Below are 17,963 nucleotides of genomic sequence, written 5' to 3' on the forward strand. Positions count from 1 at the left end.
TATTAAAGCGGCGCTTCTAAAATTTCAGACCTTTACTCTATAATTATTTGATTGAAAATTAGTAAACCGATGAAAACTATAACATTGAACAACGGCGTCGAAATGCCCATCTTAGGCTTCGGCGTTTTTCAGGTCGCCGACCCTTTGGAATGCGAACAAGCCGTACTTGACGCGATCGACACGGGCTACCGACTTATCGACACGGCCGCGTCGTACATGAACGAGCAAGCCGTCGGGAATGCAATAAAGAAAACCAGCGTTCCGAGAGAAGAACTTTTTATCACGACGAAACTTTGGGTAAGCGACGCGGGTTATGAAAATACGTTGGCCGCTTTCCAGAAATCGTTGGACTTGTTGCAACTGGACTATCTCGATCTATATTTGATCCACCAACCTTATGGCGACATTTACGGTTCGTGGCGCGCGATGCAGGAATTGTATCAGCAGGGAAAAGTGCGAGCGATCGGTGTTTCCAATTTCCATCCTGACCGATTGGCCGACTTGATCGCGAACAGTGGATTTACGCCCGCGGTCAATCAGATTGAGACGCATCCGTTCCACCAGCAAGTCGAAACGCAGCAATTTCTTGCTGAAAACAACGTGCAGATAGAATCGTGGGGACCATTCGCCGAAGGTAAAAACGATATTTTCAAGAATGAAGTGCTCGCGTCGATCGCCCATACGTACGACAAATCCGTAGCGCAGGTTATCGTGAGATGGCTGACGCAACGAGGCGTGATCGCGATTCCAAAGTCGGTGCGTAAAGAAAGGATGGCCGAGAACTTTGACATTTTCGATTTCGAATTGTCAGAAAAAGACATGGACGCGATCAAAACGCTCGACACGAACGCGAGTTTGTTTTTTGACCATCGTGATCCGAATATGGTGAAATGGCTCAGCGAGCGAAAAATAACGCGATAAACATATAAACATGAACAGACGATCACTCCTCAAAACCGCAGGACTTGCGATCGCGGGAACTACGCTAATGCCATTCGATTCATTGGCCGACATTTCAGCCCACGAAAAACCGTTATCGCTTGCACCCGGGAAACGAAGACTCGGCAAATCTCTTGAAGTGTCGAGCGTTGGAATCGGCGTCCAAAATATGAGTCGGACATATCAAACGACGATTCCGTATCGCCCCGAAATGCATAACATCATCCGATCGGCTTTTGACAATGGCGTCACGTTTTTCGATGCTGCCGAAGCCTATGGTCCGCATGAGGTCGAGCGGATTTTGGGCGAAGGTGTCGCGTCGTTTCGGAACAAAATTACGATTGCGACGAAGTTCGGCTGGGACATCGATCCTGAAACCGGTCAGTGGAAAGGCGGACTGAACAGCAAACCTGATCACGTCAAAAAAGCCGTCGAATATATGTTGAAGCGTCTTAAAACCGACCGTATCGATTTACTGTATCAACATCGTGTCGATCCGCAAGTTCCTATCGAAGATGTCGTCGGAACTCTTCAAGACCTTATCAAAGAAGGCAAGGTTTTGCATTACGGGCTTTCAGAACCTGGCTTACAAACTGTGAGACGCGCACACGCGATCCATCCCGTGACGGCGATACAGAACGAATATTCTTTGTTGTGGCGCGGACCTGAGCAGACGATCATTCCGCTTTGCGAAGAACTCGGCATCGGATTCGTGCCATGGAGCCCGTTAGGTGTCGGATTCCTGACTGGGGCGATCGATGCGAATACAAAATACGCTCCCGGCGACATCCGTGGTGGCGAATCAAGATTTTCAGACGACAACATCAAAAACAACTTGGCGCTCGTCGACATACTCAAAAAATGGGCGTTGAAGAAGTCGGCTACTCCGTCCCAGATTTCACTTGCGTGGTTGCTCGCGAAAAAACCTTGGATCGTTCCGATTCCGGGCACGACGCAAATGGCACACATGAAAGAGAATGCCGGAGCCGACGCCGTGAAATTCACTACGGCTGAATTACAGGAATTCAATAAAGAGGTCGACGCCACCAAGATTCTAGGAGAACGGTTACCCGCTGGAATTTTGGCGATGTCGGGTGTTGAGGCTCCTGAGAAAAAGAAGTAAACTTAAGGAATGCTACGCTTGACGTAGAGGAAAAAAGTATCTTTTGCCTCGAAGAAATCATTGCTGATGCGATTGTGCGATGTTGACTTTTTCCTGACACTAAAAATGGATGCAAAGACGATTGGCGTATGTTGCGAACGTAACTTTTGCTTCGTGCCTTCGTGGCAAAAAAAATCGGTTTGATCTTTAGTAACGGATACACAAACTCTAATTAAAAACACACATCATGAAAAACCTATTTTTTGGATTACTTCTTCTGGCGGGCGCTTATTCCTCGTCGGCACAAACCGGAACGACAAAAGAACCATCAAAGGCCGAACAGGAACTCCTCGACCTCTCCAAACAAAAATGGACTTGGATGTCTGAGAAAAAAGCCGATGTGCTTGCCAATTTCTTCCATGACAAAGCCGTGTTCGTACACATGGGCGGCTCATGGGGAAAAGAACAGGAAGTCAACATCATCAAGAGCGGTGGAATTTGGTATAAGAAGGCCGATATTCATGAAGCGTCGGTGAATATCATCGGAAACACGGCCATTCTACTGAACAGGATTACGCTTTTGGCGGTTGTGGGCGGAAACGAGGTAACAAATCCGTTTATGGTGACCGAAGTGTATGTGAAGGAAAATAAGGATTGGAAATTGGCTTCGCTGTCGTTTACGAAATTGATGACGCCGGGACAGTAGTTTCTATTATTTTTTTTTACTATTATTTAGAAGCCGTTCTAGCCTTTTCGGCAATTTGTCGAATTGGCGCCGGTATTTCGTGAGCGGTAATTTCACTTTTCAAGAGTTCGATTTCATTTGAACTTCGTTCGCCTAAAATATTTGATAATGCTTCGAGCGCAATTTTTCCCTTTACGTGATATCCGATCAATTCTTTCCTGATTTTCTGGAAGTCATCGGATCGGCCCATGATGAATTGCGTCTTTAGTGTTTCGCCCGACTTTAAAGTTATAACCGCGAAATTTCCGGATCCGTTCGACGATGCCGGATTTAAGTCGTTTCGATCATTCGCATATTGCCGTCCGTAATAATCGTTGTTGTCGATGGAAATGTTCGCGACGTCAGCGATGTCGATGGCCCTGTCTTTTATCGTTATTTGATTAAAGTCAAAAACTAGAAACCCGTCCAATTCCCCGTCAAAATCTTTCGTCGTTCCCAATCCGTAAAATTTTAGACCTAAACCGGCGATGTAAGTACCTATAAAACAAAAAATCAGGATTTTTTCAAAGAGCTCATTTTCAATTCCAATCGCATTTGATGCAACGAGAATGAGCACGAAAATCGCCATGGAACCGTAAACCACTTTATTGGCCGTCCATTTGAATTTATCGGATTTTTTTAAGATTGCAAATTTGTACATCGCGCGACAATGTTCCCGCCAATTGATTTTTATTATTCGGTTCTCAGGATCTTCTCCATCTTCTTCCCTTTCGCCAATTCGTCAATCAACTTGTCGAGGTAGCGCGTCTGTTTCGTGAGTGGCGTTTGTATGTCCTCGATGCGATAACCGCAGATCGTACCTGTGATCAGAGGTGCGTTCGGGTTGAGTTTGGCGTCGGCGAAAAACGTTTCGAACGTTGCCTTCTCGTCGATTTTTTGCCGAAGTTTCTTTTCGTCGTAACCCGTGAGCCATTCGATTACCTGATGAAGTTCGGCCACGGTTCGGCCTTTGGTTTCGACCTTTTTGACGTAATGCGGATAGACGGATGCGAAGATCAATTTCGCGATTTTGGCGTCGTGTTCGGGAGTTGTGTTCATGACAGTGAGATTGTATTGGCAAAAATAATAATTCCGGGCGCGCGCGGTTTTGACGCGATCACCAAAATTTCCAAGTCTTTTTTATCGGTGCGACGACAGGTTCAGGATTGTTGAACAATGTCGATTCGGAAAAAACGATATTCGTGATTTGAGCCGCTTCGAGCGCATTCTTTACGTTCTCGGAAACATAAAACGATTTGTCGAAATGCCCGATTCGGAAACCGTCGTATTCGTTGATGTCGAAACCTAATAAGAAATGGTAGCCGTTCTTGGGAATCATTTTGTTGAACGTCGAATCGAACGCGTGTTTTCTATAAATCTTGATTGCGCCGTTTCGGTTTTTTGGAACTTCGATGTCGAGTTCTTCAATGTCGCCCAAAAAGTCTTTGATGAAAGCGAGATGCGTTTTATGGTAGTCGAGTTTGGACGTCAGGTCGCTATTGAAGAAAACGAATTGGTAATCGTCGAGCCCGCCGCCCGTAATTTTCACGAATTGCACATCGCGCAGATGGAAGTCCTTCAAAATTTCGCAAACGCGATCGTGAGCCGGAAAACCCAACAAACCCAGCGTTCCTACGAGCAAAACGTCGGTTTTCTTTTTCTTTTTATCCAAGTCGAGAAGCAATGAATCGATGGTGTCGAATGTATACGGCGCGTACAATTCCTTTTGCAGCAATTCCCTTGGTGGTTGGTCGACGACTACTTGAAACCCGTTGCCGGAGTCGATGGTGAGCCTGTAAAATTTCATCGGTACAAAATTGTCGGATCGACGCTAAATTAATCAAAAGCAATTTCCGAATCACAAAAAATCACTACCATCTTGAAACGGATATACTGTCATTCCCGACGAATATCGATTCGGAACAACCGTCTGTCCATTGACAGAAATTCTTATTTCAATTTGCTTTAACCTTGCATTGCCGAACACATCGGGAAATCGATTTGAAACCCGAGTTTCTCGTATTAATTCAAAATGAATACGTTACCATTTAACCGAAAAATTCTGGTTAAAAGTTTATGCCAAATACGTTGTTTCCGATTATGTTTGCACCCGCGCGATTGCGAAATCCATCTCAATCGAGCCAAATAATTACCAAACAAAATTTTATACCACTAATGAAAAAATTACTTTTCGCGGCGCTTATTGCCGTGAGCATGAACAGCCATGCACAGCTCTCAGCGTTTATCAACGGCAAGGAAATCAAGGCGGGCGCAACCGTTTCAAAGAAAGATCTCGCTTCGTTGCAGATCAGTTTCAAGAACCCGAAAAAAGTCACGATCATCTCAGGAGCGGCCGTTTTGTACGCCCAGCTTTTGGACGCCGACAAAAAAGACATACAGATGTTCTTCATCCAAAAAGAAGGATACGTCGCGATCGAGGATTTCTACAAAACATCACCTGCGACCAAGAAATTCAAGGTGTTCGGCGAAGGCGGTTTTCCGGTTCGCGGCAACACGCTCGATTGGTTGCTTACGTCGGCCAATGGACAGGAAAAAGAAAAGACGATCCAGGTCAAGATCGGATTTTATGTCGTGGAGGAAATCGGTTACCAGAAATACGGCGAGCAAGTCCAATTGTTGCAGCCGCTTGTATTCAATGTTCCGATTTGGGACGACAAGAATCTCCCGTTGCCATTCCTTGGCCTGACGATCGACAAGACGAACGTTCCGGGCGACGTCGACACGAAACAGAACGGAAGCATCGACGATTCGCGCACTGACGTCGGATATCGTTTGCGCAACAAGGAAATCTGGTACTCGGCTTACACGTTAAGCAGCGACAAATTCCCTGGATTGAACGCGAAGGAAGTTGCCGACGATTTTATCCACGCCGCTACTCTGTACGCCAATTACAACAACCTTTACGATTCGAAAAAGCCGTTCAAGGATTACGACATCGCCAAATTCACGTTGCCTTGGGACGACATCAATGATATGTTGGAATCGAAATGGAGAATTTCAAAAATGTCGTATCAGGAAGACAAATCGCTTAAGAAAGCCGACTTGATGACGAAATTCGAGGAAGTCACGATCAATGGGTTGAAAGGTTACAAGTTCCAAAGCAACACGGCCGAGCGCGAGCACATCAATGCCTACAAATGGACTGAAAGAGGCCAATTCGTGATCTATATCTTGGAACATCCGACGGATCCGAAACGCACGCTTGTCGTGTCGAGCTCGGTCGGAAACCAAAAAAATACGCTTGAGGAAACCGATACGGTATTGAAAAACTTCATCAACGGAATTAAAAAATAATTAGGGTAAATACGTTCCCATTTTCGATGAATAAGGTTTAATTATTTTGGATAGCCGCGGTTTTAGGACCGCGGTTTTTTTTGGCTTGTTGTGATGCGATTTGACAATGCAGGGATTTTCTGTGAAGATGTTTTTCCAATTCGAAAATCCTCACAAAAAGTGTGAGGGAAAAATGTTACCGAAATTTTTCTCACAACTTTACCGACCATTATTTTTCGGCGACACCGTTTCGCCGAGATTCTATGGCAACAAATCTGTTACATTTTGGTCGGAAAAAATAAAGTGTCACAAAAAGTGTTGCACTTTGTTTTGTATTGAAATTTTGTCACAAGTTTTTGGGCGGGATGAATATGTTTTGCGTTAGTGTTATTGCGTCGTTACGTTTTTTAGAAAGTCACCGCTAATTCGCTGGACTTCGGATATTATACGTCTCGATGAAACGAAAACATCAACATACTTGTTCTTTGAGTCTGCCTGAGGTTTTCAAAACCGACGACTACTTTTCATTTTATCGACAAGCCCGTTCTTCAGATTCCTTATATTTACGACACACAATATTTTCAGTATGTAAAAGTCACCTAAAGTGCATATCGCCCATAAAATTTTAAGGATTAGAGAATTGAAGCAATTAAAAATTTTAGTAAGGATGGAATTATTAACTATTTCAATTTTTATGATAACAGTTCGAGCCAAGGAAATAATATCGGAGCATTCGGGACGACACATTGTACATTCAACCCATTAGATAAATTGGTAGAAGTCTATGAGGAAATAAAAGGCTTTATGAGTGACTTCTTGAATCGGAAATTAATAGAGTTGATTATTTAGAAAAACTTCTCGATAAATAAAACGACCATTTTCGCCACTGTTTTTATTTATCAAGAAGTAATATTTAAGAGTTTCCGATCGGTTAATGTTTAGTTGTAAAAAGGCATATCTAATGTTGGCATAAACAGCCTCAAAAAGTTCTCGATGATTGACGATGCTAATATCGATAGTCCAACGAATGCAATACTTTTAGTCAAGAAAAAAGAAAAATTATTCCTTTCCATTTCAATTTTTTCATCTCTTTTTCCCATAATGACAAAAGTCAATGCGTCGACGGAAAAGTGAATCACGCCAAGCCATAGGAAACTGAACCCGATTACGGTTGCCACAAATTCGAGTGCTTCCAAAACAAAAGACTCTTGATGTTGGTTCCACTGAATTTCGAAGCCCTGCGGTATCAGCGGAATAGCTTTGGAAAATAAGATACATCCACCTATCAAGATTCCGAAAGTATATAAGGAATAGGAAATTTTAGTTTCTGACTCGGTTTCCGTAATGGTTTTGAATTTTCGCGAAAATATCTTTATCAGAAAAAATAAGAACCCGAAAACTATCAGGCCTGACACGATAGTTAAAGCAATACTTTGTGTTTTCATTTTGTTTTAGATTTTAGTGAGATTCGCCAATAGTTCATATTGGCCATTTCAGGATTAATAATTCCGGGTTTTATTCCTCGTGCGGTTGTTTCCCATACAAGGTATCGGGTCCCAATAAAGTTAAACGTAACGCCGTCTCCTGGAAGATTAACTCCCAAAATAGAGTGTTGATATACGTCACTACTAAGCAAGATGACGTCGTAGCCAAAATGTGATAAAATAGTATATAGAAGCAATGTTCTTGTATCACAATCACCTTTTAAATTTGTAATGAATTCTACTGGAGTGTTGATTCCAAATTTTTCATAGGGGTCACAAACTGCGCCAGGCGCGGATAGGTATTGGCTGATAAATCGATTGTCGCCGTACAGCTTCGGATCACAATCATCTTGCAATACCAAAGCATAGGGAATATCCTGAACCATGGCAACCATCATTTGCGCGAAAGCAAGTTTCGACAATTTGTTTTCAGTTTGGATGCTGTCAAACATTCCGTACAAACCGGAAAGTTTTTCCTTGTCGTTTTCTTTGAGGTTGTGCACGAGCTTGTCGTATTCGCTTTGATGGTTCGACCTCATCTGATAAGCATTTTTATAGCGGTTCGATTTGTCAAGATCCGACTTTTTTACGGTGTAGTAACCTTCGTACAAATTCCCGTCGTAATCTTGCCACGAACGGAAGCGTTTAATGATTTCGTCAATTTGTTCAGATTCCGATGTGTCGCCATTCTGCGGAATATCTTCTGGCGAAGAATCGGAATCGGAATCGACAACTGGATCGGGATTCACTGGAGAAATAGCTTCCCGTTCGTCTTGAATATTTCTCGGAATTCGGGATGATGCGCGATTTCCATTTGTGATGACGCCGATCATTCCAACTAAAAACAACAGCAGAAAAGCGGCACCGACAATCCTGGAAATCCATTTCAGAATCGGCGCCAGGTAGTAAAACAGAAAAAACACGAATCCGATGAGCAACACATAGAAGAAATTCGGAATTAGGATTATCAGGAACAAAAGTCCAAGTACGAGTCCGATAAACCCGAAAACACCTCCGAGACAACCATCGGCGGCAGGCATTCCATAACTTCGGTATGTCCATTGTGAATTGCCGCCCGAAGTGTAGACTTTTTTGTATCCGTTTACGGTCGGCTCGCTTCCTGTAACGATGGGCGGCGAGGTGAAAATCGGCTCATCGACAACCTCGGCTTCTTCTACGTATTCCACAATTTCCTCAATCTCTTCCCGTTGGTGATCGAGCACATAACCCGTGACGTAAGCCGTCATTCGCCCGTAAACTTCATCTCCGTGAACCTGTCGGAATTTCGGGATCGAATAAAAATCGAAAAGTGACGGTTCGAGAATGTTCACATCGTACGAAAGCCCGTTCGACACGATAGAGACTGGAATATGGTTGGGCAATTTTTCTCTAGGGAATTCGAGTTTGCCTTCTAATTCAAACGGAATCAGGCTGAAGTTCTCGGGAGAATCGCATACGACTTCAGCTTCGTAAATTTCGAAATCGAAAAGTTCCGTATTCGGACGAAGATTTTCGAACACCATTCGATCGCCCCGATACTTTCCCGAAATTTCTCCTTTCACGAAGGTTTTTCGCGGCGTGAGGATTTCCTTTACATATTTGACGTATTCGATTCCATCGTCGCCCGTAAACCTTTCCGCGCTAATGATGTTGACGATTTTTCCTTCCATCAGTCGGTTTCATTTTCGGGTTTCGGATGCACCAAATCCATGAGTGCGATGTGATTTTGCATGATGAGTTTCGGTTTTGGTTTGCGCATCGTACGGAAAGGATTGTCCATCCAATATTCGTATTTCGCAAAAACCTCTGACTGGTATTCCTCTTCAATTTCTTTTTTAAGCTCGATATATCGCGAGAAATTGACATTTTTCAACTTATCCATTTCGCGTGCGATGCGCGCCTGAGACGAAAATTTAAATGGTTCGACGTTTTCCCTGAGCGTTTTGGCATAGTCGATTTTAAATTTCTCGTAGCGTTTTGTGACATCGTCAACTTCCATCGTAATTTTCCGCTCGTAATAATTTGCGAGTTTGCGCACTTGGTATTTGAGTAAAATCGGGAACAGGAATAAAAAGCAAATGCAGGACGTCGACAGAAACGAAAGTGGACATTCATACAAAATCAACTGCACGCGTTTGATGTAAAAGTTGCTTTTGGACAGAAGGATATTCAGGTCGTCGTAATTTTTGAGTTTGGACGTGATCGCCGACAATAATTTGATGTTCAATTCCCTGACTTTTTCGTCTTTAAACTTTTTCGTTGCCAAGAAATCCTGCGCTTTTCTGTCGGACTCTATCTCGAAAGCGATTTGCTCATCGAGTTCCGAAAGTAACTTTTGTTGTTGCTCTTTTTGTTTTCCTGACAGGAATAGATACTCTTGAAGCTTGTCTAACTTCTTGAGGATTTTGTCAGATTGTGTCAAAAACAGGCTATCGTCGGCTACTTTTCGGTAAATTTCCAAAAGGTTTTGGTCCGACTGAGAAATGGCCTTATCCTTCAAATTAAATTGTTGTCTGAAATCATGGAATTCTTTTACTTCTTCTGAAATAAGAAATCGGTCGGCGGAAACGATCATCTTAGCGCGTTCTTCCTTCACATGCCGTTGCAAACTTGCTTCCACCGAAACCGAAAACAGTTCGACATTCAACGGTTGGGCAGTAATGATGGCCAGAAGCGACATGAATCCAAGTCGTAACAACATCGAAAACGTGAATAGACCGTTGCTTCCACCCGAACTTTTGTTTTTGTTGGGCAAGATCGCCGGCGATACGGTATACAACAACAGGAAATACATATTCACGACGAGCAATCCCCAAAAAATCCCAACCGGCAGACTTACCGCCACATTTCCCTGCATGAGCGAATTGAAGAAAAAATAGGCACTGAAAAGACATCCTATAAAAATCAAAATCACAAACACTCCGATCCAAGCCAATACGATTCGCGCCGGTTTTTTCGCGCCCCGTACGTAGTTTATATCTTCGCCAGAGAAGATGCTCAGCGTGATCTTAAGACTGTTCCGAGGTGTTTTCTGCTGATCGTTCATTGATGACTTTTATGTACTCGTCCAGATTTGCATCGATTTTCTTTTTCTCGCGCTCTTTGTATTTATCCACGGCGTATTCTGTCAATTCTTGTTGTATTTTGCTGACCATTCTCTTCTCGAAGATGAGTTTCTGAGCTTGGTGGTTTATCGTCAGGTGGCGCTCGATCCCGGCTTTCGATTGGTAATGGTCATATTGTACTTCGATGCCGTTTTGTGCTTTGATCAGGTCGTCGCGGTTTTCCGATAGGTAATCGTAAGTGGTTTTGGTTAACATGAGTTTGAAGAAAATCGGCGTGAGTTCAATGGCGAGGAATAGTAGTGTGATGAACAGTGAAATCCAGAAACCTGCGACTTCGTGGGTTATTTTGATACGTTCGAGCAATCCGTCGAGACCGTTGGCGATTTTTTCGTTGTTGCCTCGTTCTTTTTCTTTGTCCAATCGCAATTTCAATTTCCGACTGTTCAAATCGTCCAATTCAGATTTGTGATAATTGTCGAATGCGCCGAGATCAGCTTCTGCTTTTTCACGTTCGCTTTTCAAGGCTTTCGCGACTGGGCCTTCACCTTTTCCGCGTCCGCCTTGTCCTTCGCCCATTTCTTTTCTATACTGGTTATCGTATTCCTTGATTTTTTCGAGAAGTACGCCTCGTTGGCTTTCCAGTTTCCCAAAATCCGCTAAAAGCAATTTCTCGCGATCTTGGTAAGTCTTATCAACCTTAGCTTGATATTCTGCCTGTTGTTCCAGTTGCTTTTCACGAAGTTTAATGTCGATTTCGGTTTTAAACATCCGAATCTCAACCGGTTTTGAAATCGTCATCGCAATGATAGTCCCCATTATGATACGTGGAAGTGCGCTTTTGATTTCCTGTAAAGTAATCGCCTCAGTTCCGTCACCTTTCCCTGTACTTGTCACGATGAATCTGTCAATGTTGTAAATAATAAGTCCCCAGATGATTCCGAAGGCAATCGACATGCAAACCGCCTGAACGTCAATCGGATTGTCTATCGCCGATCCTCTTTCCTCAAAAATGGTGTAAAAAGCGTAACCGCCCGCGAGTCCTGCCATTGCGCCCGTCGCAAAAACGATTCCGCCCAAGCACATATATTTGATTTGATCGGAATAAGTGGCGCGATTCAGCAAATAAGGATCGCCGCCTGCGCATTTCCAAAGCCAACGCATTGCGAAGCCCGCTTGTTTGCATTCGTAGAATTCTGTTTTCATATTAGTCCATTTTGGTTATAAGGTGTAAACTGAAGGGATATGTCAGGAATATGCACTTCCACTTTCAATTCGTGAATTTTGAATAAAGGTGTTGTGGGTTTGATTTCTATCGGAAGTTGGATTATTTGCATCGAAAGAAATTCCACGTCAAAGAATGCCGCCTGCACATGAAAAGTATGCGAATCGAATCTTAGCGTTGGATTCAGCTTTATACGATATGTTCGCTTTTGAAATAAACCGAAAACCACTAGATTAAATTCTTTGGGAGCATTCGGCAGGTTGAAGATTTTAAGTTCCTTTTCTAAAGTATTTCGCCCATCAAATTTATACCAAAGCGCATTTTGGAATCTATAGCTGACCGGCTGGAAACTGTTTTCAAATATGTGATTTTCGGCGTAGTTCAATTGCAGTAATCGAATATCTTTTCTAAATCTGAAAAGTATTTTCAGGGCACGACCCAAAACAATAAAACCAAATCGGAGTTTTTGTAGAGTTTTCGTCATCTAGCACTTAATTATTTTTGCTTTAGTAAACCTACGCGCTTTGGAAATTATAGCATTACGGTTTTCCATAACGTCAAAATTGTTTATGGAAATTTGTGCCGATGGAAGAGCATCACTTGATGTATATTAGCTCTGTACCTAAGTTATTTTTGACAAACAGTACAATCGAGCTTCGGGACTCGAAATCTTTAAAAAGATAGGTTTACCTGTGGTTATTCCTGGTGCTGGCGTCTGCCGAATGACTTGCGCACTCTTAACGCGGCCGTGATTTTTGCTTTTGCGTTCTTAGGAAAGGTTGGAAAGATGGGATTACCTGCGGTGATCCCTGGCGGGGGCGTCTGTCGAACAACTTGCGCCGCTGAAAAAGCGGCTGCCATTTTTTGTTTTCGTCAGCTTACAAAAGGCTGAAAAAGCCTTTTGACACCGCCGTAAACAAAAAATGCGCTTCCCTTTGGGAAGCGCAAGTTGTTCGCAGAGAGGATGGGATTCGAACCCACGATGCAGTTACCCACATACAAACTTTCCAGGCTTGCTCCTTCAACCACTCGGACACCTCTCTAAAGCGGTTGCAAAGAAACGGATTTTTTCGGTTTACTTGAAATTTATGTTCAGGACATTTCGCCTCGCAATGCGGTTTCGAATACGGTACGGAATACATTGGGCGCGACGTTTTGGCCAAGCAAGTACATGAGTTTGGTGATTGCGGCTTCGGTCGTGAGGTCTTTGCCTGAAATTACGCCGATTTTCTTGAGTTGCGTACTCGTTTCATATTGCCCCATGCTCACGCTTCCGCCCGAGCATTGCGTGACGTTCACGATATGCAATCCGTTTTCAATCGCTTTCTTGAGCGCGTCGACGAACCAGGTTTCGGTCGGGGCGTTGCCTGAGCCGTAGGTTTCGAGCACGAGTCCTTTTAGGTTCGGAATGCTTAGGATCGATGAGAGAACGGCCGCGCTGATTCCCGGAAACATTTTTAGGATGACGACATTGTCTTCCATGTTTCTGTGGACGATGAGTTTTTTGGTTCCGTTCTTGGCGAGCGAGTGTTCGGAGTTTATTTTAAGATGCACGCCCGATTCGGCCAAAGGCGCGTAATTCGGCGAAGCGAATGCGTTGAAATGTTCGGCGTTGATCTTCGTCGTGCGGTTGCCTCGGTACAATTTATACTCGAAATACAGGCAGACTTCGTTGATCACCGACTTGCCTTTCGCGCGCAACGATGCGATTTGAATAGCCGTAATCAAGTTTTCCTTGGCGTCGGTGCGTAAATCCCCGATCGGAAGCTGGGAACCCGTAAAAATCACCGGTTTATCCAAATGCTCGAGCATGAAACTGAGTGCCGATGCCGAATAACTCATCGTATCCGAACCATGCAAAATCACGAAACCGTCGCAACTTTCATAATGGCTTTCAATCACGTTGGCCATGAGCTGCCACTTTTGCGGGTTCATGTTCGAAGAATCGATAGGTTTGTCGAACGACGTCGTTTCAATCTCGCAATCGAGCTGCTTTAGTTCGGGAATCTTTTGTAAAAGCTTCGAGAAGTTGAACGCCTTGAGCGCGCCGGTCTTGAAATCCTTCACCATGCCAATCGTCCCGCCCGTGTAGAGCAACAGGATTTTGGGCTTAGACGGCATCGGCGTATTTGAGTTTGTTCACGACGGGATTCGCATACATGGCGAGGAAACCTTCGAAAAGCACGGGATTGTCTTCGTCAATACGGATTTCGAGTCTACGTTCGAAGAGTTCTTTCTCCTTTTCAGTGTAACGATCAGAATATTTGTTGGTTTTGTACAGCAAATCGTAGGCGATGTAATTCGTCGGCCACAATTTGTAATTCGTAAGGATCGAATCGTCGATGACCTGGGCGAGCGCCTGGACTTGTTTGTTCGTATTGTTTTCGAATTCCGATGAAATAGCATCAATTTCACTCGACAATACGTCGCCGACCGCGATATGGATGCGTTTCTTCTGCCCCATTATCCCCGACAAAAGTGTCAGGAAATCCTCGTTTTTCTCCTTGATGTATTTTTCATTGTTCGCTTCGGCCAATAATTGTGGCATCTTTAGCGCGTCGGTCGGATCATATTCATACGAAATCGCGACGGGAACAATTTTGATTTTTTTGAAATAATTCAGGATATTTTCTTCGTTCGAACCCATTCCGAGCATCTTCAAAACACCTTGCTGCGTCCGGTCGTTTCCGTCTTTGGTTCGGCCTTCACGTTGCGCGATCCAAACCGAACGATTCTCGCGTCGCAACAATCGGGCGATATATTCACTCATCAATTTCGAACTCATCAACAGTTCACGTGGCGACAACCCGCGCTGTACGAGGAAATTCCGGTTCAATCGCGATAACGTATGCAGGAACTGTTTCTTCACTAGATTGTCTCCGATAGCTGACGCCGTCATCACCAAACCATGTTCGAATAGCGCGCAATTGAGCAACGACGTATCGAGGATGATGTCGCGGTGATTCGATATGAAAAGGTAAGCCGTATTTTGCTCGAGTTTTTCGAAACCGCTTGTGGTTACGCCTTCAGAGCTGCGTTCGAGAACTTGTTGAAGCGAATTATAAACGAAATTACATTGGAAATCGCGTATCGAATACGTGCGTTCGAACTGCGCTTTCCAAACTTCTTCGGGCTGATCCGGAAAGGTGAAGTTCATCAGCGCCTTCATCATCGGGTGGTTCGACACCGCGCGTAGGGCGTCGTTCACTTCGGCATCGTAAAAAGGCCTGATGGAATCGAATTTTGACATTGGCACTTATTTATCGCAAATGAACAAAAATTTATCCGAAGTTTTGTTAGGTTTTCCTTAAATGCCGTACACGTTTTTTGAATTTTCGGTCGTAATTCTCGCGATTTCCTGAATCGGCAATCCGTAAATCTCGCTGAGTTTGGCCGCGACGTTCCCAATGTAAGCGCTTTCGTTTCGTTTGCCGCGGAATGGCACGGGAGCCAAATATGGCGCGTCGGTTTCGAGTACGATGTTTTCGATCGGTATCTCGTGCAGGAATTGGTCGATCTTTCCATTCTTGAACGTCACGACGCCTCCGATCCCGAGGTTCATATTCAACGAAATCGCCTGTCTCGCCTGATCCAAATCGCCCGTGAAACAATGGAAAATTCCAAATAGTTCATCCGATCTTTCAGATTCGAGCACTTCGAAAATCTCATCGAATGCTTCCCGACAATGGATATTTATGGGAAGTTTGTATTGCTTTGCGAGTTGGATTTGTTTCCGAAACGCTCGTTTTTGGATATCCAAAGTCGATTTATCCCAATACAAATCGATGCCGATTTCCCCGACGGCATAAAATTTCCGCTTGCCCAATTCGCTTTCCACGAACGCCAATTCCGTTTCCCAGCTTTCAGGCTTTACGTAAACCGGATGCAAACCCATCATCAAAAAGACATTTTCGGGATATTGGTTTTCGATTTCGTACATGCTGTCGGTGCACGTAGAATCGATCGAAGGAACGAAAAAACGCGTCACACCCGCATCGATCGCGCGTTGCACCATCGCGTCTCGGTCATTTGCAAATTCATCGCTGTAAATGTGGGTGTGCGTATCGGTGAGCGTCATTTTAACGGGATTTTGCGCAAAGTTACGAAGGCTTTAAGAATAGTTTTCGTGGGAATTCGCTTATTTTTGGTATTCACTCATTCCCTATGGACCAGCTTTCAAAAATCCTGCTCAAGGATAATTATAAAAAGATAAAATTCAAGATTTCCAAAACGAATCACCTGCTTCTTTCGGCATCGATCAACGGCGTCAAAGGCGATTTCATCCTCGATACGGGAGCGTCGAACAGTTGCGTCGGGTTTGATGAAGCCGAGTTTTTCCACCTCAAGACAAAAAACTCAAAAACCAAAGCCGCGGGTGCCGGAGCGATCGACATGCTCACGCAGACCGCCAAGAAAAACCTGCTTAAGATCGGTCGATGGAAGGATTCCGACTTTAATCTGGTCGTATTCGATTTGTCGCACGTGAACATCGCGTTGCAACAACACAAGGCCAAACGAGTTCAGGGAATCATTGGCGCCGACGTGTTGATCCACGGAAAGGCGATTATTGATTATGAGAATTGTTGTCTGTATCTCAGGAAAAATGTTCCGCTCGGCTGACAACATTTGGAAACGTCAGCCCCGAACAAATCTGGAAGATGAAACACAAAGGTCAATTGGACGACGGCCACACGTACTTGTTCGCACTCGAACTTCCTGCGGGCAATTACGAATTTTCAAGTATCCGCCTCTTTACGAATAGCCCGTAATCGCGTTGCAACGAACTGATTATTCGGGCAATTTCTCGATTCCGTTCCAGATCGAAAAACAAAAACCGACGTATGCCGGTAATATTGTTCAATGAATTTGCGACGGATGCGCAAGTTTCCGTGTCGTACGCGAACCAATACGAGCGCGACATCGAGGCTATAAAACGTCTTAAACCGACTATCGATCGGGCAAAAGCATCAAATAATGTAAATCGCAATGTTGTGTTTAAGGTCAAGTAAAAAAACTTTGAATCCAGAAACGATCGTCAGTTGGAAACTGGCGCGATGTTTGGTTTTGTTAAAATAATTCGGATCTGAAAATTTTCGTGCATCCGAATTACCGAATCCTTACATTAGCACCAATTTTTGAAAATTCCCTTTATGAAGAAAATTACTTTCCTTTTGATTTTTACCGTTTTCACCTCGTTGGTTTCAGTTGCCCAAGACTTCGGGCATTTGACCATTTTCTCTGAAGACGGCGACAAATTTTTCCTCGTGTTGAACGGCGAGAAAATCAACAACAAGGCTCAGACCAACATTCGCGTCGAGCATCTCACCCAAAAATATTACACGGCCAAAATCCTGTTCGAAGACAAGACGATCGCTGCGGTTTCGACGAGCAATCTTTCGCTTACCGACGCTGACGATGTGTTCCAAGATGTAACCTACAAGCTAAAACGCGACAAAAAAGATCCCAAAAAACTCAAATTGCGTTTCTTTTCGATGGCTGACATCGTGGACGGTTATGACGCGCCGCCGTCGGTGACGGTTTTCGAATATGGAAATCCCGAACCGATCTCGATGACAATTACTGAAACGACTACGACCACAACCACTCAAGGCAACGGAGGCGGAATTTCGATGGGCGCGAGCGTTCCGGGAGTGAATGTAAATATTTCGGTTCAGGAACCGGGGATGAACGGCTCGGTCACGCAATCCACGACAACTACGACCACGACGACGGCGAGTTTTACTGAAGAAGAAGAACGCCGACCACGCGGTTGCCGCAACGGTTACGCCATTTCGCCGCGTCAACTCGATGACATGCTCGCGAGTTTGCGCAAACAGACTTTTGAAGATACGCGCCTGAAGTCGGCCAAACAGATGATTGCTAACAATTGCCTAAGTTCGGCCCAAGTTGCCAAAATGTGTCAGGAATTCAAGTTCGAGGACAACAAGCTACAAATCGCGAAATTCGCTTTCCCATACTGCGTCGACCCAAACAATTATTATAAGGTAAACGATGTGTTTACGTTTAGTTCGAATGTTGATGAGTTGACGGAGTTTGTGTCGAGACGATGATGAACTTTTTGAAATTTAGAATCCCGTAAATAGCGGGATTTTTTATTGAGGTGAATTGTGAG

At 44.2% G+C, this 17,963-nt stretch carries 17 protein-coding genes and 1 tRNA gene; 6 read left to right on the forward strand and 12 right to left on the reverse strand.

The genetic code is table 11. From position 1 onward, the window contains the following. Nucleotides 1-69: 69 nt before the first annotated feature. The 3 genes from EOO50_RS00530 to EOO50_RS00540 all read left to right on the forward strand — a co-directional run bounded on the left by EOO50_RS00530 (nucleotide 70) and on the right by EOO50_RS00540 (nucleotide 2,747). Nucleotides 70-921, forward strand: a complete 852-nt coding sequence (locus tag EOO50_RS00530) for an aldo/keto reductase (protein WP_290836856.1) — start codon at nucleotides 70-72, stop codon at nucleotides 919-921. Between the two features lie 10 nt (nucleotides 922-931). Then, nucleotides 932-2,062, forward strand: coding sequence for an aldo/keto reductase (locus EOO50_RS00535; protein WP_290836858.1), 1,131 nt, complete (start codon nucleotides 932-934; stop codon nucleotides 2,060-2,062). Between the two features lie 226 nt (nucleotides 2,063-2,288). Then, the gene (locus EOO50_RS00540; protein ID WP_290836860.1) at nucleotides 2,289-2,747 is read left to right on the forward strand and encodes a nuclear transport factor 2 family protein; all 459 of its coding nucleotides are present in this window, start codon (nucleotides 2,289-2,291) and stop codon (nucleotides 2,745-2,747) included. 22 nt (nucleotides 2,748-2,769) lie between these two features. Here EOO50_RS00540 and EOO50_RS00545 read toward each other — a convergent pair whose 3' ends face one another. Genes EOO50_RS00545 through EOO50_RS00555 form a run of 3 tightly spaced genes read right to left on the reverse strand, consistent with a single transcriptional unit; the run spans nucleotide 2,770 to nucleotide 4,572 of the window. Further along, nucleotides 2,770-3,426: a hypothetical protein gene (locus EOO50_RS00545; RefSeq protein WP_290836861.1), complete on the reverse strand. Its 657-nt coding sequence runs from the start codon at nucleotides 3,424-3,426 to the stop codon at nucleotides 2,770-2,772. Between the two features lie 32 nt (nucleotides 3,427-3,458). Further along, the gene (locus EOO50_RS00550) at nucleotides 3,459-3,824 is read right to left on the reverse strand and encodes a DUF2200 domain-containing protein (RefSeq protein ID WP_290836862.1); all 366 of its coding nucleotides are present in this window, start codon (nucleotides 3,822-3,824) and stop codon (nucleotides 3,459-3,461) included. A 58-nt stretch (nucleotides 3,825-3,882) separates the two neighbouring features. Next, the gene (locus tag EOO50_RS00555) at nucleotides 3,883-4,572 is read right to left on the reverse strand and encodes a hypothetical protein (protein WP_290836863.1); all 690 of its coding nucleotides are present in this window, start codon (nucleotides 4,570-4,572) and stop codon (nucleotides 3,883-3,885) included. 368 nt (nucleotides 4,573-4,940) lie between these two features. Here EOO50_RS00555 and EOO50_RS00560 point away from each other — a divergent pair, with 368 nt between their 5' ends. Further along, nucleotides 4,941-6,080 (forward strand): hypothetical protein, encoded by a 1,140-nt coding sequence (locus tag EOO50_RS00560; RefSeq protein WP_290836865.1) that lies wholly within the window; start codon nucleotides 4,941-4,943, stop codon nucleotides 6,078-6,080. Nucleotides 6,081-6,997: 917 nt separating this feature from the next. On the opposite strand, the gene EOO50_RS00565 is transcribed toward EOO50_RS00560, so the two are convergent. From EOO50_RS00565 to EOO50_RS00605, 9 genes are all read right to left on the reverse strand, one after another. Then, a complete protein-coding gene (locus EOO50_RS00565) occupies nucleotides 6,998-7,504 on the reverse strand; it encodes a hypothetical protein (protein ID WP_290836866.1) in 507 nt (168 codons plus the stop codon). Further along, on the reverse strand, nucleotides 7,501-9,213 hold the full coding sequence (locus EOO50_RS00570) for a hypothetical protein (protein WP_290836868.1): 1,713 nt from the start codon (nucleotides 9,211-9,213) through the stop codon (nucleotides 7,501-7,503). Before EOO50_RS00570 ends, EOO50_RS00565 begins: the two co-directional genes overlap by 4 nt. Further along, nucleotides 9,213-10,589, reverse strand: coding sequence for a DUF4407 domain-containing protein (locus tag EOO50_RS00575; protein WP_290836870.1), 1,377 nt, complete (start codon nucleotides 10,587-10,589; stop codon nucleotides 9,213-9,215). Before EOO50_RS00575 ends, EOO50_RS00570 begins: the two co-directional genes overlap by 1 nt. Next, on the reverse strand, nucleotides 10,552-11,811 hold the full coding sequence (locus EOO50_RS00580; RefSeq protein WP_290836871.1) for a DUF4407 domain-containing protein: 1,260 nt from the start codon (nucleotides 11,809-11,811) through the stop codon (nucleotides 10,552-10,554). The genes EOO50_RS00575 and EOO50_RS00580 overlap by 38 nt, the downstream gene beginning before the upstream one ends. Continuing rightward, the gene (locus tag EOO50_RS00585; protein WP_290836873.1) at nucleotides 11,808-12,314 is read right to left on the reverse strand and encodes a hypothetical protein; all 507 of its coding nucleotides are present in this window, start codon (nucleotides 12,312-12,314) and stop codon (nucleotides 11,808-11,810) included. The genes EOO50_RS00580 and EOO50_RS00585 overlap by 4 nt, the downstream gene beginning before the upstream one ends. A gap of 472 nt (nucleotides 12,315-12,786) precedes the next feature. After that, nucleotides 12,787-12,873, reverse strand: a tRNA-Ser gene (locus EOO50_RS00590). Nucleotides 12,874-12,922: 49 nt separating this feature from the next. Further along, nucleotides 12,923-13,951, reverse strand: coding sequence for an asparaginase (locus EOO50_RS00595; RefSeq protein WP_290836875.1), 1,029 nt, complete (start codon nucleotides 13,949-13,951; stop codon nucleotides 12,923-12,925). Further along, nucleotides 13,941-15,080 carry a 1-acyl-sn-glycerol-3-phosphate acyltransferase gene (locus EOO50_RS00600; RefSeq protein ID WP_290836876.1) on the reverse strand — a complete coding sequence of 380 codons (1,140 nt, stop codon included), beginning with the start codon at nucleotides 15,078-15,080 and terminating at the stop codon, nucleotides 13,941-13,943. Before EOO50_RS00600 ends, EOO50_RS00595 begins: the two co-directional genes overlap by 11 nt. 57 nt (nucleotides 15,081-15,137) lie before the next feature. Next, complete coding sequence (locus tag EOO50_RS00605) at nucleotides 15,138-15,908, reverse strand: TatD family hydrolase (RefSeq protein WP_290836877.1); 771 nt, start codon at nucleotides 15,906-15,908, stop codon at nucleotides 15,138-15,140. 86 nt (nucleotides 15,909-15,994) lie between these two features. Here EOO50_RS00605 and EOO50_RS00610 point away from each other — a divergent pair, with 86 nt between their 5' ends. Beyond that, the gene (locus tag EOO50_RS00610) at nucleotides 15,995-16,450 is read left to right on the forward strand and encodes a retropepsin-like aspartic protease (protein WP_290836878.1); all 456 of its coding nucleotides are present in this window, start codon (nucleotides 15,995-15,997) and stop codon (nucleotides 16,448-16,450) included. Nucleotides 16,451-16,980: 530 nt separating this feature from the next. Then, entirely contained in the window at nucleotides 16,981-17,901 is a 921-nt protein-coding gene (locus tag EOO50_RS00615) for a DUF4476 domain-containing protein (protein WP_290836880.1), read from the forward strand. The last annotated feature ends 62 nt before the right edge of the window (nucleotides 17,902-17,963 follow it).

The organism is Flavobacterium sp., assembly GCF_004211145.1.
Classification (GTDB): Bacteria; Bacteroidota; Bacteroidia; order Flavobacteriales; family Flavobacteriaceae; genus Flavobacterium.

Coding starts and splice junctions, on each gene's coding strand:
- EOO50_RS00600 (WP_290836876.1), bottom strand. CDS start 15,080: ATGTCAAAATTCGATTCCATCAGGCCTTTTTACGATGCCGAAGTGAAC.
- EOO50_RS00545 (WP_290836861.1), bottom strand. CDS start 3,426: ATGTACAAATTTGCAATCTTAAAAAAATCCGATAAATTCAAATGGACG.
- EOO50_RS00550 (WP_290836862.1), bottom strand. CDS start 3,824: ATGAACACAACTCCCGAACACGACGCCAAAATCGCGAAATTGATCTTC.
- EOO50_RS00580 (WP_290836871.1), bottom strand. CDS start 11,811: ATGAAAACAGAATTCTACGAATGCAAACAAGCGGGCTTCGCAATGCGT.
- EOO50_RS00555 (WP_290836863.1), bottom strand. CDS start 4,572: ATGAAATTTTACAGGCTCACCATCGACTCCGGCAACGGGTTTCAAGTA.
- EOO50_RS00570 (WP_290836868.1), bottom strand. CDS start 9,213: ATGGAAGGAAAAATCGTCAACATCATTAGCGCGGAAAGGTTTACGGGC.
- EOO50_RS00615 (WP_290836880.1), top strand. CDS start 16,981: ATGAAGAAAATTACTTTCCTTTTGATTTTTACCGTTTTCACCTCGTTG.
- EOO50_RS00605 (WP_290836877.1), bottom strand. CDS start 15,908: ATGACGCTCACCGATACGCACACCCACATTTACAGCGATGAATTTGCA.
- EOO50_RS00610 (WP_290836878.1), top strand. CDS start 15,995: ATGGACCAGCTTTCAAAAATCCTGCTCAAGGATAATTATAAAAAGATA.
- EOO50_RS00560 (WP_290836865.1), top strand. CDS start 4,941: ATGAAAAAATTACTTTTCGCGGCGCTTATTGCCGTGAGCATGAACAGC.
- EOO50_RS00565 (WP_290836866.1), bottom strand. CDS start 7,504: ATGAAAACACAAAGTATTGCTTTAACTATCGTGTCAGGCCTGATAGTT.
- EOO50_RS00530 (WP_290836856.1), top strand. CDS start 70: ATGAAAACTATAACATTGAACAACGGCGTCGAAATGCCCATCTTAGGC.
- EOO50_RS00595 (WP_290836875.1), bottom strand. CDS start 13,951: ATGCCGTCTAAGCCCAAAATCCTGTTGCTCTACACGGGCGGGACGATT.
- EOO50_RS00535 (WP_290836858.1), top strand. CDS start 932: ATGAACAGACGATCACTCCTCAAAACCGCAGGACTTGCGATCGCGGGA.
- EOO50_RS00540 (WP_290836860.1), top strand. CDS start 2,289: ATGAAAAACCTATTTTTTGGATTACTTCTTCTGGCGGGCGCTTATTCC.
- EOO50_RS00575 (WP_290836870.1), bottom strand. CDS start 10,589: ATGAACGATCAGCAGAAAACACCTCGGAACAGTCTTAAGATCACGCTG.
- EOO50_RS00585 (WP_290836873.1), bottom strand. CDS start 12,314: ATGACGAAAACTCTACAAAAACTCCGATTTGGTTTTATTGTTTTGGGT.